Origin of the sequence: Vibrio furnissii CIP 102972 (genome assembly GCF_000176175.1) — a bacterium.
Classification (GTDB): Bacteria; Pseudomonadota; Gammaproteobacteria; order Enterobacterales; family Vibrionaceae; genus Vibrio; species Vibrio furnissii.
Genome location: NZ_ACZP01000013.1, coordinates 96,878 through 110,088 on the forward strand (window position 1 = coordinate 96,878; position 13,211 = coordinate 110,088).

The 13,211-nt window shown below is 44.5% G+C and carries 10 protein-coding genes and 1 other RNA gene; 8 read left to right on the plus strand and 3 right to left on the minus strand.

Going from position 1 to position 13,211, the window contains the following annotated elements:
* Positions 1 to 113: 113 nt before the first annotated feature.
* Positions 114 to 2,144 carry a GGDEF domain-containing protein gene (locus VFA_RS04575; protein WP_370447162.1) on the plus strand — a complete coding sequence of 677 codons (2,031 nt, stop codon included), beginning with the start codon at positions 114 to 116 and terminating at the stop codon, positions 2,142 to 2,144.
* Between the two features lie 131 nt (positions 2,145 to 2,275).
* Positions 2,276 to 2,372: signal recognition particle sRNA small type (gene ffs / locus VFA_RS23115), an RNA gene on the plus strand.
* 201 nt (positions 2,373 to 2,573) lie between these two features.
* On the opposite strand, the gene VFA_RS04580 is transcribed toward ffs, so the two are convergent.
* Together VFA_RS04580 and VFA_RS23655 are read right to left on the minus strand one after the other, a co-directional pair.
* Complete coding sequence (locus tag VFA_RS04580) at positions 2,574 to 3,245, minus strand: LysR family substrate-binding domain-containing protein (RefSeq protein WP_004725129.1); 672 nt, start codon at positions 3,243 to 3,245, stop codon at positions 2,574 to 2,576.
* Positions 3,246 to 3,292: 47 nt separating this feature from the next.
* The gene (locus VFA_RS23655) at positions 3,293 to 3,463 is read right to left on the minus strand and encodes a LysR family transcriptional regulator (protein ID WP_086027262.1); all 171 of its coding nucleotides are present in this window, start codon (positions 3,461 to 3,463) and stop codon (positions 3,293 to 3,295) included.
* Between the two features lie 94 nt (positions 3,464 to 3,557).
* Between VFA_RS23655 and VFA_RS04585 the strand changes: the two genes are divergently transcribed.
* The 5 genes from VFA_RS04585 to VFA_RS04610 all read left to right on the plus strand — a co-directional run bounded on the left by VFA_RS04585 (position 3,558) and on the right by VFA_RS04610 (position 11,634).
* On the plus strand, positions 3,558 to 4,508 hold the full coding sequence (locus VFA_RS04585) for an AEC family transporter (RefSeq protein WP_038150944.1): 951 nt from the start codon (positions 3,558 to 3,560) through the stop codon (positions 4,506 to 4,508).
* A gap of 242 nt (positions 4,509 to 4,750) precedes the next feature.
* A complete protein-coding gene (locus tag VFA_RS04590; protein ID WP_004725131.1) occupies positions 4,751 to 5,590 on the plus strand; it encodes a PRD domain-containing protein in 840 nt (279 codons plus the stop codon).
* Positions 5,591 to 5,694: 104 nt separating this feature from the next.
* Positions 5,695 to 7,626 carry a beta-glucoside-specific PTS transporter subunit IIABC gene (locus tag VFA_RS04595; protein WP_004725132.1) on the plus strand — a complete coding sequence of 644 codons (1,932 nt, stop codon included), beginning with the start codon at positions 5,695 to 5,697 and terminating at the stop codon, positions 7,624 to 7,626.
* A 25-nt stretch (positions 7,627 to 7,651) separates the two neighbouring features.
* Positions 7,652 to 9,121, plus strand: a complete 1,470-nt coding sequence (locus tag VFA_RS04600; RefSeq protein ID WP_004725133.1) for a glycoside hydrolase family 1 protein — start codon at positions 7,652 to 7,654, stop codon at positions 9,119 to 9,121.
* A 506-nt stretch (positions 9,122 to 9,627) separates the two neighbouring features.
* Entirely contained in the window at positions 9,628 to 11,634 is a 2,007-nt protein-coding gene (locus tag VFA_RS04610; protein WP_004725134.1) for a methyl-accepting chemotaxis protein, read from the plus strand.
* Positions 11,635 to 11,670: 36 nt separating this feature from the next.
* On the opposite strand, the gene VFA_RS04615 is transcribed toward VFA_RS04610, so the two are convergent.
* Positions 11,671 to 12,603, minus strand: coding sequence for a LysR family transcriptional regulator (locus VFA_RS04615; protein WP_004725135.1), 933 nt, complete (start codon positions 12,601 to 12,603; stop codon positions 11,671 to 11,673).
* Between the two features lie 95 nt (positions 12,604 to 12,698).
* On the opposite strand from VFA_RS04615, the gene VFA_RS04620 reads away from it, so the two are divergent.
* Positions 12,699 to 13,175: a GNAT family N-acetyltransferase gene (locus VFA_RS04620; RefSeq protein WP_038150951.1), complete on the plus strand. Its 477-nt coding sequence runs from the start codon at positions 12,699 to 12,701 to the stop codon at positions 13,173 to 13,175.
* The last annotated feature ends 36 nt before the right edge of the window (positions 13,176 to 13,211 follow it).

The window sequence follows — 13,211 nt, forward strand, 5'->3', positions numbered from 1 at the left end:
ATCGAATCTAGTGCAAACTTATGGGGCTTGCCATCATAAGTCCTTAGCATACGCGTGAAGTTTCGGTATTATCAGCGGTTATTAAAATTACAATTCTATAAAAAACAACGTCAATGTTTAAAACGCTAACAACCCGCGTCTGGTTGTTGCTAATGCTGTTCTTCTTCACAGTGCTGGCTCAAGCTGCGCAACCGAAAAATGATCAACCTTATTTAGTCGCGACTGAAGCGGACGATGTCGTCACGCGTGTGCTATTTGATGCGATCGCGTACCAATTTAATATCGATATTCAGTATGTGAATTACCCCAGTTTCGATGCGATTTTAAAATCGGTCGAATCTGGTGAAAGTGATTTCGCGGCGAACGTCACGTACACCGATGAGCGCGCCAAACGCTTTGATTATTCGGCGCCCACCAATATCGAATACACCTACCTTTACAGCTACACCAATGCCACGCTGGACGAAATCAAACGTATCGGTGTGCCAAAAGGGACGATTTACGGTGAGCTGATTCGAGAAAACTATCCGCACCTGACACAAGTGGAATACGACGGGTTCAGCGAAGCCAAAGTACTACTGGAAAATGCCGATGTGGATGGGGTCGTGGATGCGATTAACCAGCTCAAACCCATGCTCACTCGCGGCTTGGATGCGCAGTTGCTCAACGATCGCATTTCGATTCAGCCGGTGTCGCTGATTGTGCCCAAAGGCAAGCATGCTGAGTTACTCAAATCATTCGAAACCTTTGTGCACTCCGCCAAAGTGCAAAAACTGCTGCGTGAATCGATTCAAAAATATCAATTCGACATTCGCAAACAGGCGCTGCGCCAAGCGGTGATCGACAGTGGCGTGAATCAACAGCGCCCGCTACGCGTGAAGTTGGAGAACCTGACTCAATATGCTAATTACGGCAATGATGGCTCGGTGAAAGGCATCAGCGCTGATGTTGTGTTCCAAGCGTGTGACATTCTGCTGCTCAAGTGTGATTTGGTCAGTACTGCCGATGAAACGTGGGAAAGCATGTTTGCCGACATTCAGGATAAGCACATTGATATCGTGGCTCCGATTTCCATTTCTGAGCAGCGTAAAAAAGTGGTCTACTTCAGCGAAAGTTATTACCACCCACAAGCGGTGATGGTGAAACGTGAAGGCTACAAAGAGAATGTGTACAGCAATGTCTCGGAGCTGGTGGTGGAACGCATCGGTGTGGTGAAAGACGATTTCTTTGAAGAGCTGATGCAAATCATGCTGCCAAACAAAGGCTTAGTCACTTTCTCCAACCAAGAGGAGCAGATTCAGGCGCTGCTGGACAAACAAGTCGACTACATCGTGCTGAGCAAAGCCAATTTCAATCAGATCCTGCGGGATGCCGATTCGTTGCTGCCGATTGTGGAAGATCCCATGATTGGCAGTTTCTATGCTTACGATATTGCGATTGGTTTTCCAAAGAATCCCGTGGGTGCAGCGCTGGCGCCGCTCTTCACGCGCGCGATTAAAATCATCGACACTCAAAAGATCATCAAAAAATACGACTATCAACCCGACTGGCGTGCGACGCTGTTGACCGAAAAGCGTTTTGCCCGTCACAGCCAATGGCTGTTCATTCTGTTGGTGCTGGTGCTGGTGAGTGTCGCGCTGTACCTCAATGTGCAATCGAATACCGACAACCTGACTCGCTTGCGCAATCGCCGGTCGCTGTATCGTCGCTATCGACGCGGTTTATCGGCACGAACCACGCTGGTGTATCTCGATGTGAACCAGTTTAAACCCATCAATGACACCTATGGCCATGAAATTGGTGACAAGGTGCTCAAGCAGCTTGCGGTACGGATTCAACACGTGTGGAAAGGCAAGGGCAATGCGTACCGCATTGGGGGTGATGAGTTCATTTTGGTCGGTGAGGCGCGCGGTGAAGCATTGCAAGCCATCATCGAGCAACTACAACATTTCCTGTTTATCTGCACCGAGCGCGATGTGAGCTTTGATGTCAGTGTTGCGATTGGTGTATCGACGGATCGTGAGCGGTACATGTCGCTGCAAGAAGTGCTGCATCAAACCGATATTGCGATGTACAAAGAGAAGCATAAACGGCCATTCGAGAGCGTGGTGCGCTCAACGAAAGAAGTGATGGAAGTGAATTAATCAAATTGTTCAAATGGTGGGCAGTTGACGGTAAATCAATGCTTTTCCCCCGATTTGGGGTTGCAATAGCAAGGGCGATACCGGATAATCCTCACCACTCTTCGGCGACAAGCTGAAGTGACCTATGGGGGCCCTGGTCCTCCCGCAACACTAGTTCGTGAATTTGGTCAGGTCCGGAAGGAAGCAGCCACAGCGAATGACGTGTGTGCCGGGATGTGGCTGGGGCTTCCACCCATCTGCTGAACCCTCAGTATTTCTACCGCTTCATTTCTATACCACCAGTATTTCCATACCGTCATTATTTTTTACACCATCATGATTGATTCATTTGAACCTCATCAAGTGGTCTAAATCTCATTGATTTTTCTAATGGCTTGTCGTTTGGCACGGTCACAGATGTCCCGTGTTCGTGCGCAAATTTCTGGTGCTTCAATACATATTAAAGTCGCTTTTTATCCGTTCAATTAGGTTCAATAATGCTGGATTGAGGCTGTCTTTTCTCCAAACGATGACATATTCCACAGTAGGAGCATTGGGTAAATCTCGGAACGTTACGTTAGGTATTTGAATCTTCTTTAGTGGTTCAGGGACCAGTGCTATCCCTAGTTCTTCTGACACCATATTAACGATGGTTTGCTGTAGTTGAGTTTCCAAAATTACTTTGGGTTCAAAATTGAATTGGCGGGCATAACTTTGTAGTGCATTCCGTAGTTCAGGCGCAACGCTTAATGGTGTTGCGATAAAGGATTCTTGTGCAAGCGCTGCCCCAGAAACGGTGTCGCTTTTCGCGAGTGGGTGCGTGGATGGCACCGCTAAGCAAAGCTTCTCTTCTCTGAGTTTTAATACGTTTAAGCTTGTATCACACTCTGTTTTCCACATGATTGCGGCATCAAATTTAGCGGCTTGAATCAGTTGAACGAGTTCTGTGGGAATGACCTCTTGCAGGTGCAAAGCAACGTCGGGGTATTGGGCCAAATATTTCTTTGTCAGTTGAGGAATTATATTGTACGCCGCATGCATCATAAACCCGATGGAAAGTTGCCCGGCTTTACCTTGAACAATGTTCTGAACGTTCTTATAAGCATCTGATAGAGAAGCCAAAATCTGCTTAGAGTCCTTGTAAAAACTCTCTCCAGCCGGTGTTAATGTCACCCCCTTGGGATGTCTGATAAAAAGGGGGTAGATAGCTCATTTTCCAAGAGGCTAATCTGCCGACTAAGCGGTGGCTGCGTAAGGTGCAGCCATTTCGCGGCTTGACCAATATTCCCAGTTTCAGCGACAGCGACAAAGTACTTGAGTTGTTTAATATCAATGTTCATACAGAAAAGGTATCAAGAGGTGTGAATAATTATATTAGATTAAATGAAGGTGTGTGGATAGAGTGAGTTTTTTCTTCTAAACAATGGGTATGACGTGGTATCTACATTTTTGATTATATGCCCCATATTTGCTTTGATTTTCAGTGGCTGGTTGTTGCGTTCTAAAGGTTGGGTTAGCGACCAAGCCACAAAAGAGTTGAATAAATTTGTTGTATTTCTCGCCCTTCCGGCGCTGCTCTTCAAGATCGTCGCAACATCTAAGTGGAAACAATTGTGGCGTCCTGAATTTATTACTGCGTTTCTACTGGCGACAGCCATCCTTTTCATATTCACGTTGTTGTTTCAGCTAAAAAGAGGGCGTGTATTAGCCGATGCTTCAATTGATGCACTGAACAGTAGTTATGCAAACACTGGATTCATGGGGTTTCCATTGCTGCTTGCTATTGTGGGTGAGGAGTCTCAAACCTATGCGCTGAGTGCAACAATCATTACCGTGTGTATACTGTTCGCCTTCAGCATTATCTTGGTTGAATGCGGTTGCAGCAGCGGAAAAAATCAGCGACAGATTGCGATGACCGTTGTGAAAAAAGTGGCGAGTAACCCAATTATTGTCGCGCCTGTCATTGCTTCTATTGTGCCAATTCTTGGCTTACATCTGCCTCTGTTCATGAGCCAATCATTAGATTTACTGGGGGGCGCAGCAGCACCTTGTGCTTTAGTGACGATTGGTTTTTTCATTGGTGGAAGAAAAGTTAATCGGCCGAGTGCGTTTATCACCAAACGAACTGTAGCGTTTGTGTTTACGAAGTTGATTGTCCATCCAGCGCTAGTCTTACTTCTTGTGAGTGCTCTATTTTCACTCCCTGAGCCAGCATTACTCTGTATCTTGTTGCTTTCTGCGTTGCCTACGGGGACAGGGCCTTTTATGGTGGCGGAATATTATGAACGCGAATGTTCGTTAACATCAGATGTAATTTTGCTTTCGACAGTGCTGTCTCCTATCACGGTCGCTCTCTTGGTGTACGCTTTTCAACTGAGCTCCTAGATTTAGTCAGTAAATCGGCTTTTGTCTCTTTGATAAGAAAAGCGGATAGAGTTCACAGATGCAACAATCCTGAATAGACGTTACCCAGCGATTCATGTACTTTGAAAAACATATATACAGATTGTTACCATTAGGGCGAAACTGTATGCATAACACAATAAAGCTAGTGATGGCTGGCTTTGTGTTTTGTATAGCAGGTTCGCCTTTTTTGTTTTTTAGTATCCTAGCGAGAACACAAAGGCATGTTTACAATACTACAAGTGCTCAATAACAACGTGGTCAGTGCCGCCGACGAGAGTGGACGGGAGTTAATCCTGACAGGAAAAGGGTTAGGTTTTAAAGCGCAACCCGGCAAAGCCATCGATCCACATGTCGCAGAAAAAGTTTTCGTTTTAAATCAAGGCGATGCGACATCTGAACGACTTAAAGTATTGATGGAAAGTTTGCCTCTCGAAGTTGTTCAGATGACAGAATTTATCTGCGATGAAGCGGAAAAAGCACTGAACAGAAAATTTGGCAATGGTTTGTTCGTGTCGTTGTCGGATCATTTAGACTTCGCCATCAAACGCTCTAAAGACGGTTTAAGTATACCGAACCCTTTTGAATGGGAGATTCGCAGTTTTTACGATAAAGAATTTAAATTTGCTGAAGGTATCATTCAAAAAATACTTTTAAATTGGGGAGTGCTGTTAGAAAAATCTGAGGCTTGTAGTATCGCGTTGCATATTATTAATGCAGATAATAGCAATTTAAATGATTTTAAGTCACTGACAAAAATTGTTTATCAAATACTTAATATTGTTAAGTATGTTTTTAATGTTGAACTGGATGAAAATTCACAAAATTATCATCGATTCGTTACTCATCTTAAGTTTTTTGCCCAACGTATTGGTAAAAAGGAGGTCATTACAAATCACGATTCTTTACTGTCGGACTTGTTAATCAAAGAATTAACTAAAACTCATCAATGTGTTGATACGATTTCTGAATTTGTTCGAAAAACATACGGTCACCCGATGAGTGACTCGGAAAAACTGTATTTAGTCATTCATATTGACAGAGTTCTGAACGACGTTAGATAGTTACATTTATTTCCACAAGGCTTGTTACTGTTCAATCAGGCAAACACCAGAGGGATTATTCGCTGCGCTAGCAGCCAATTAACATTTCTTTCTGGAGACATACCATGTCAAATAAAAACTTAGCTAATCAGATTGTGAGATTAGTTGGTGGTGAAAACAATATTACGGTGCTTTTTCACTGTATCACGCGTTTAAGATTCAATTTAAAGGATCTCTCGAAGGCTGACCAAGATGCGATCGCAGATCTCGACGGCGTATTTGGTGTCAATCTTTCAGGTGACCAATTCCAAGTCATTCTTGGCGATAGAGTTAGCAAAGTTTGTGATGAAATATACGCAGCGATTCCTCGCTTACGTAAATCATCGCAAGAAGGCAATGCTGAAAACGAAACTGTTGAAAAGTCGGGGAAATTAGCCTTCCTGATGGAAACTATCAGTAGTATATTTTCGCCAATTATCCCAGCGATTGCCGGTGCAGGTATCCTGAAGGGGATCCTTGCTCTCTTACTCACGTTTAATATTCTTCCCAAAGATAGCCAAAACTACCAGATATTAAATGCTATCAGTGATGGCGTTTTTTATTTGTTGCCAATTGTGTTGGCTCACAGTTGTTCCGTACGTTTTAAATGTAATTCTTATGTAGCAATGGCGATTGCCGCTGCTTTGTTTCACCCAAGCCTGTCGGGTTTATTTGCTGCGAGTAAGCAAAGCGGTATCGATATCAGCTTTTTTGGCCTTCCAATTACACCGGCCTCTTATGCATCTTCGGTTATTCCAATTATTTTAGCGATTTGGCTGATGTCTTATGTCGAGAAATTCATCGACAGATTTATGCCGGGTTCATTGAAAACCATGTTTGTGCCTTTATTCACACTTATCATTGTTACGCCGATTACGTTAAGTGTATTAGGTCCAATAGGTTTGTTCTTGGGGGGACACCTCACTGGTGGTGTATTGTGGCTCCTTGAAAATATGGGATGGCTTGCCGGTCTTATCTTGGGCGGCACAATGTCAGTACTTATCATCACAGGGATGCATTACACCCTTGTTCCTGTGATGGTGAACAATGTCAGCACCATGGGGTTCGACCCAATAAAGCCAATATTCTTTGTTGCTAACTTAGGCCAGGCTGGCGCTGCATTTGGTGTTTTCCTGAGAGCTAAAGATAAGAAACTTAAATCACTTGCGCTCTCAGTCAGTCTGACTGCGGCAATGGGTATCACCGAACCAGCAATGTATGGTGTCAACATTCGTTTGAAAAAGCCATTTTTCGCAGCGTTGATTGGTGGTGCTTTAGGTGGTGCTTTTGCTGTGACTGCTGGTGTAAAAGCCTACGCATTTACGATGAGTGGTTTACCGGGTATTCCAGCCTTGGCTGGCCCAACGTTTTTCTATGCTATCGGCAGTATGTTGATTAGTTTCATTGCGGCGGCGGCAATTACTTTTGTGGTTGGTTTTGAAGAAAAAACTGATGCAAAAGAAAGTGCTGATACGAAAAAAAGTACATCAGCACTGAAAGATCTAGAGATTACATCTGTATCAAATCAAACGAAATTGTCTGTAGAAGGTAGCGCTCAAGAATCTATTTTCGCACCGGCCAAAGGCGAATTTGTAAAATTAGAAGACGTCAGTGACCCGGTATTTGCGACAGAAACCTTTGGTAAGGGATTCGCCATTAAACCTTCTGAAGGGGTCGTTACTTCACCTGTTAACGGCACGGTGACTTCAATTTTCCCGACTAAACATGCATTAGCAATTACCAGTGACAATGGCGCTGAAATTCTGATTCATATTGGTGTTGATACGGTAAAACTCAATGGTAAATATTTTTCATCGAGCATCCAAGATGGGGATGTGATCTCGATTGGACAACCACTTGTGGAGTTCGACCTAGAGGCGCTTGAAAGAGAAAGCTTTGATACGAGCGTCATCATGGTGGTTACCAATACATCGGATTATCAGGAATTCATACTGAATGAAAACGTTAAAGCAGATGAACACGTTATTCAATTAGCCACCCAACCCAGTTTTGCTTAATGCATCGATAAAATAAGGAATAGACATGAATACATTAAAAGGTTTCCCAGATAATTTTCTATGGGGCGGTGCGACTGCTGCAAACCAGATTGAAGGTGGCTCTGATAAAGACGGTAAAGGGTTGTCGGTTTCTGACGTTTACATTTTTGATGATAAAGCACCCAAAGAAACTTGGTCTGATCAATGGTTTATGATGACGCATGCCCAAGTTCAGGAAGCAATGGACCCGAACTCAACAAAATACTATCCAAAGCGTCACGGCATTGATTTTTATCACCGTTATGAAGAGGATATTGCGCTATTTGCAGAGATGGGATTTAAGTGTTTTCGAATGTCATTGGCTTGGACACGTATTTTCCCAAACGGTGACGAAGCTGAGCCTAACCAAGCGGGTTTAGAGTTTTATGACCGTGTATTTGAATGCCTAGAGCAACATAACATCACGCCAATCGTGTCACTCTCTCACTATGAAATGCCTCTGAATTTGGCGGTGAGCTATGACGGATGGACTAACCGTAAGGTCATCGATTTTTATTTGAATTTTGCGACGACCGTGTTTAATCGTTACAAAGATAAAGTGAAATATTGGATGATGTTTAATGAGATCAATTGTGTGAAACATCACCCATACGTGAGTGTCGGTATCATTGAAGAAGGCCACCCTAATATTGAACAAGCAAAATATCAAGGTGCCCACCATCAGTTTGTAGCAAGTGCATTAGCTGCTAAAGCATGTCGAGAAACGATACCTGGCGTTCAAATTGGTTGCATGATCAGCTACCAAATGTTGTATCCAAATACTTGTCGACCCGAAGATGTACAAGCCTGTGAAGAACAACAACGGGTTTCATTATACTTCTCTGACGTCTTAGCTCGAGGTGCATATCCTCCGTATGCTGAACGCATGCTTAAAGCAAAAGGTGTGACTTTAGAGAAGCATGTTGGCGATGACGAAATTCTAGCTGCACATCCGGTTGACTTCATTTCTTTCAGTTACTACATGTCCAGTACTGTCAGTGCCAACCCTGAACAATTAGAGGGAGCTCAAGGGAATTTGATTACAGGTGGTATTAAGAACCCTTATTTACCAAGTAGCGAATGGGGATGGCAGATCGATCCGAAAGGCCTGCGTTTGGCGTTAAATCAATTGCATGACCGTTACCAAAAACCTTTGTTCATCGCAGAAAATGGTCTAGGGACTTCAGATAAAGTGGCTGAAGATGGGTCTATTCAAGACGATTACAGAATTGACTACTTACGCCAACATATTGAACAGATGAGAGAAGCGATTAATGATGGCGTTAACTTGTTCGGTTACACATGGTGGGGACCATTAGATATTGTGAGTGCTAGTACCAACCAAGTGTCAAAACGATATGGATTTATCTATATCGATCAAGATGATAATGGTAATGGTACACGTGATAGAAAGCGTAAGAAAAGCTTCTTCTGGTATAAAAAAGTTATCGCATCTAACGGTAACGATTTAAGCTAACCCCCATAAAACAAAGCTGCATGCGTCGTCGCTCCTGATACGTTTGCAGCTTTGCTTTTCAATCTACCTCGCATTGAGATAGCTCTAGATTCTAGCTTCTTAGAGAAATGAACCCACATTTAATCTTGCAGACTTGTCGTGGCCAACTCGAAAGTGCGCTGTAACTGACACAAAATGAAAACTATCGGTGTTACGCAATAAAATGGTCAAACAAAGGACGACTCATTTCGATCCCGCATCGGTGAAACCTATGTGGTTTCAATATTTTTTTCGAACGGAACAGACGAATGGAATGCAATTGTCTCCCATCGAACGGTATACGATAGATGAAATCATCGAGGGCAATAATTCAATCATGTTCCCTTATTTAAGGTGTTTTCTGTGTATTTTTACGCACCTTGAGAAAGTTGAACTAGACTCAATGGGATAGAAAAATGCCATGATGATGTCGTCAATGTTTGCTGAATAAAGAGGCTATGATGAGACTCCACTCGATAAGATTAAAGATGATGTTGCCCATTATTTTTCTCACCATTTTGGTTGTCTCCGTTTTTATCTTTATGCAAGTCATCATCAAGATCGACGAACGAGCGATGGAAAAACAAACGAAGTCTTATTTTGAAGCCATTGCCGTAGTATTGAATGCTGACCGCGATATATATCAAGCGCGATTAGCTCAAGCAGAAATGCTCTCTAATTACGGGGACAAGCAACAACAGCAACAAGATTTCGAAGAGAACGCTCAACAAGTCTATGACCGTTTTCAACGTTTCCGCGAATTTTTGGCCGATGAACCTGAGTTAATCGAGCCTTTTCGTGACTTTGACGCACTCTATGAGGCGTGGTTGCAAAGTAGTCGAAATGTGTCGTCCGTTTATCGTGCAAATCAATCAGTGAATGATCGCTTAGTGATTGTTGATAAAGATTTTTTTACGATGCGCAATATGCTTGATCAAGCAGAAGCGAAGATTCGTAACCATGTGTCGGCATGGCGTGAAGACACCATTGATCGGGTGATGCTCAAGCGTTATCTGGATGCGCTTGCCGAAGTGCTGAATGCGGATCGCGACCTGTATCAATCCCGTCTCGCCCAACAGAAGTTTGTTTCTGGTATTGGCGATGCGAATCAAAATCTCAAAGATTTCCAAGACAATGCGCTGCAAGCAAATAACCGATTTCAATCGTATCGTACCTTAATGGCTTCCGAACCCGAATTAGTTCGCCCTTATGATCAATTTGATAGTATTTTTTCCGGTTGGTTTAAATTGAGTTCTGAATTAATGGATTCAAGTGAAATAAACGTTTCAGAGAATAAGAGTGATGTTTTAGTTGAAACGGATGATAAATTTGAACGGATTCGCGCGGTATTGGATCAAGCGGGAGAGGCGGTAAAACAACAAGGGCGAATAGAAGAGCAACAGACCGCAGAGGAAATCAAACAATATCAAGATATGACCATCATCATCGTCATTATCGGTTTTATGGTTGCTTTTGTGGTGAGTTATTATATTCCTAAAAGTATTACGAAGAATGTCACCAATATATCGCAAAGAATTCGAGAAATATCGGATGGTGATGGTGATCTGACCGCGCGAATTAACTCGACGACGAAAGATGAACTGGGCGATTTGTCACATGAGTTTGATACGTTTGTCGGGAATCTACAAACCATTATGAAGACGGTCCAGTTGAAGAGTTCTGCGTTAGGTGACTCAACGCATCAACTGGAGGCGGTCGCCAATTCGGTGAATCAAATTACCCAAAGATTGGTTGAATCCAGCGACTCCATTGTGAGCGCGGCCAGTGAGATGTCGATGGCCAATGCCCAGATGGCCGATGTTGCTTCTCATACATCGAATGAATCCACATCGGCTGCTGAACACATTGACCGGGGGCGAGGCGTGGTGAAGTCTTCGCATGCCAGCATCGATTCGCTCGTCGCGAATATTGAGGTCACGATGACGAAAGCTGAGGAACTGGAGAAAAACTCCGAGGCTATTTCATCAGTACTGGAAGTGATTCGTGGCATTGCGGAACAAACCAATTTGCTCGCATTGAATGCCGCGATCGAGGCGGCGCGTGCAGGCGAGTTTGGACGAGGGTTTGCCGTGGTGGCCGATGAAGTTCGTCAACTCGCGACCCAAACGGGTGAAAGTACCAATCAAATTGAGAAGATGATCAGTCAATTGTCGGACAGTGTTTCCGATGCGTTTATGGCGATTAAGCAGAGCAAATCGAATGCGCATAGCGCCGTGAATAACTTTGATAGTGTGATACAAGTCTTTGATGCCCTGAACGATTCACTCAGCTCCGTCAGGGCGTTGTCAGAACAAACGGCTTTGGCAACGCAGGAACAGTCGAGTGTCTCGAACGAGATCAATCAGAACTTGATTGCGATGAAAGAGCAAACTGACGGCGTGGATCGGGCATCAAAAGCCATTCGTCAGCAGTTCAATGAACTCAATAGTGTCTACCTTGAATTAAACACTCAAGTCTCAAATTTCAAAGTATGAATCCGCTGAGTGTGTCGTCCCAATCCCCCTCCATCATCACCATGGATTGAGGGGGATCGCCGCAAGATCGCACAAGCGATGAATCAGCCAATTGACTTTGGGGTCTTTCTCTCTGACCTTGTGCCAATAGAGTTTGATGTGATACTGCGGAATCGGGATAGGCGGCGCGACAAACGCCAACTGCAGCGTGTCAGCTAAGGTCTCGAGGTAACTTTCAGGCGCGGCGAGAAAGTAGTTCGTGCCCTTGAGCAAAAATGGCGCACTCAACACGCTGGGTAACGTGACCGCGACCTGCCGTTTTTTGTTCAGCTTGCCGAGTGTGGCGTCCACAATGCCTCGCGGCTCGTTCCACGGCGTCACCAACACATGTGGATAGGCCAAAAAGGTGTCTAGATCCAAGGGGCGACCCGCCATCAAAGCATCGTGTTGGTTGTCCATCGCAATGCAATATTGCCCACTCTGCCAAATCGCATTCCCGATGTGATTCGACTGCTCCGCTTCATGATCAAAGCCCAACGAGAGATCAATCTCCCCAGACTCCAGATGCTCGGTGGGAATCTGTTTGTCGCTTTGAACCAGCCTTACCGTGATATTGGGGAAATGCTCCGCCAAATAAGCGGTGAGCGTTGGCATCACGCACCAAGCACTAAAATCATAACCAGAGATGACAAAATGATGCTGACCTACGGCGGGATCAAATGGCGTGGCAGTGTTGAGGCCGCTGTAGAGCAATTCGAGTGCGGGTTGAATCGACTGCGCTAGTTGTTCGGCTTGGTTGGTCGGAATCATTTTCCCGTTGATGCGAATAAACAGCTCGTCATTGAGCCGACTGCGCAAACGCGCCAAGCTGTGGCTGCAAGCAGATTGGCTGATATTGAGCCGATCTGCCGTCATTTGTACCGATTGTGTTTCGTACACGTAGTAGAACACTTTCATCAGGTTCAGGTCGATGTTGTCAAATTTTTTCATGAATAGCGTACAGGTGAGTTATGCAAACAATGCACTTAAATCATAACAAGCTCGCCTTTATACTGCGAGTCATGGCCGTAAAATAGGAAAAAGACATGATGCAAATTAGACCAGCGACCGTGGACGATGCGGGCGTCATTTTGAAATTTATTAAAGAGTTAGCAGAGTATGAGGAAGCACTTCACTGCGTGGAATCTACCGAGCAAGATATTGTAACCAGCCTGTTCAGCGCACAGTCGACCGCCCACGCGCTTATCTGCGAAATTGACGGGGCTCCGATAGGCTATGCGGTTTATTTCTACAATTACTCGACCTGGTTGGGTAAAAACGGGCTCTATCTGGAAGATTTGTACGTCACCCCGGCTTTCCGTTCCCACGGCGCCGGTAAATTGTTGATGAAAACCTTAGCGCAGCAAGCGATCAACACCGGATGTGGCCGTTTTGAATGGTCGGTGTTGCATTGGAATCAACCTGCGATCGATTTTTATCAGCACATCGGCGCTCAAGAGCAGTCGGAGTGGCGAATTTATCGCTTAACGGGGGCATCGTTGGCGCAGTTTGCGCGCAGCTAAACCCGAGAAGCGCGAGTCCTAAAGGGGAACGATGCG

Coding starts and splice junctions, on each gene's coding strand:
- VFA_RS04575 (WP_370447162.1), top strand. CDS start 114: ATGTTTAAAACGCTAACAACCCGCGTCTGGTTGTTGCTAATGCTGTTC.
- VFA_RS23655 (WP_086027262.1), bottom strand. CDS start 3,463: ATGAACATTGATATTAAACAACTCAAGTACTTTGTCGCTGTCGCTGAA.
- VFA_RS04615 (WP_004725135.1), bottom strand. CDS start 12,603: ATGAAAAAATTTGACAACATCGACCTGAACCTGATGAAAGTGTTCTAC.
- VFA_RS04590 (WP_004725131.1), top strand. CDS start 4,751: ATGTTTACAATACTACAAGTGCTCAATAACAACGTGGTCAGTGCCGCC.
- VFA_RS04600 (WP_004725133.1), top strand. CDS start 7,652: ATGAATACATTAAAAGGTTTCCCAGATAATTTTCTATGGGGCGGTGCG.
- VFA_RS04620 (WP_038150951.1), top strand. CDS start 12,699: ATGATGCAAATTAGACCAGCGACCGTGGACGATGCGGGCGTCATTTTG.
- VFA_RS04610 (WP_004725134.1), top strand. CDS start 9,628: ATGATGTTGCCCATTATTTTTCTCACCATTTTGGTTGTCTCCGTTTTT.
- VFA_RS04595 (WP_004725132.1), top strand. CDS start 5,695: ATGTCAAATAAAAACTTAGCTAATCAGATTGTGAGATTAGTTGGTGGT.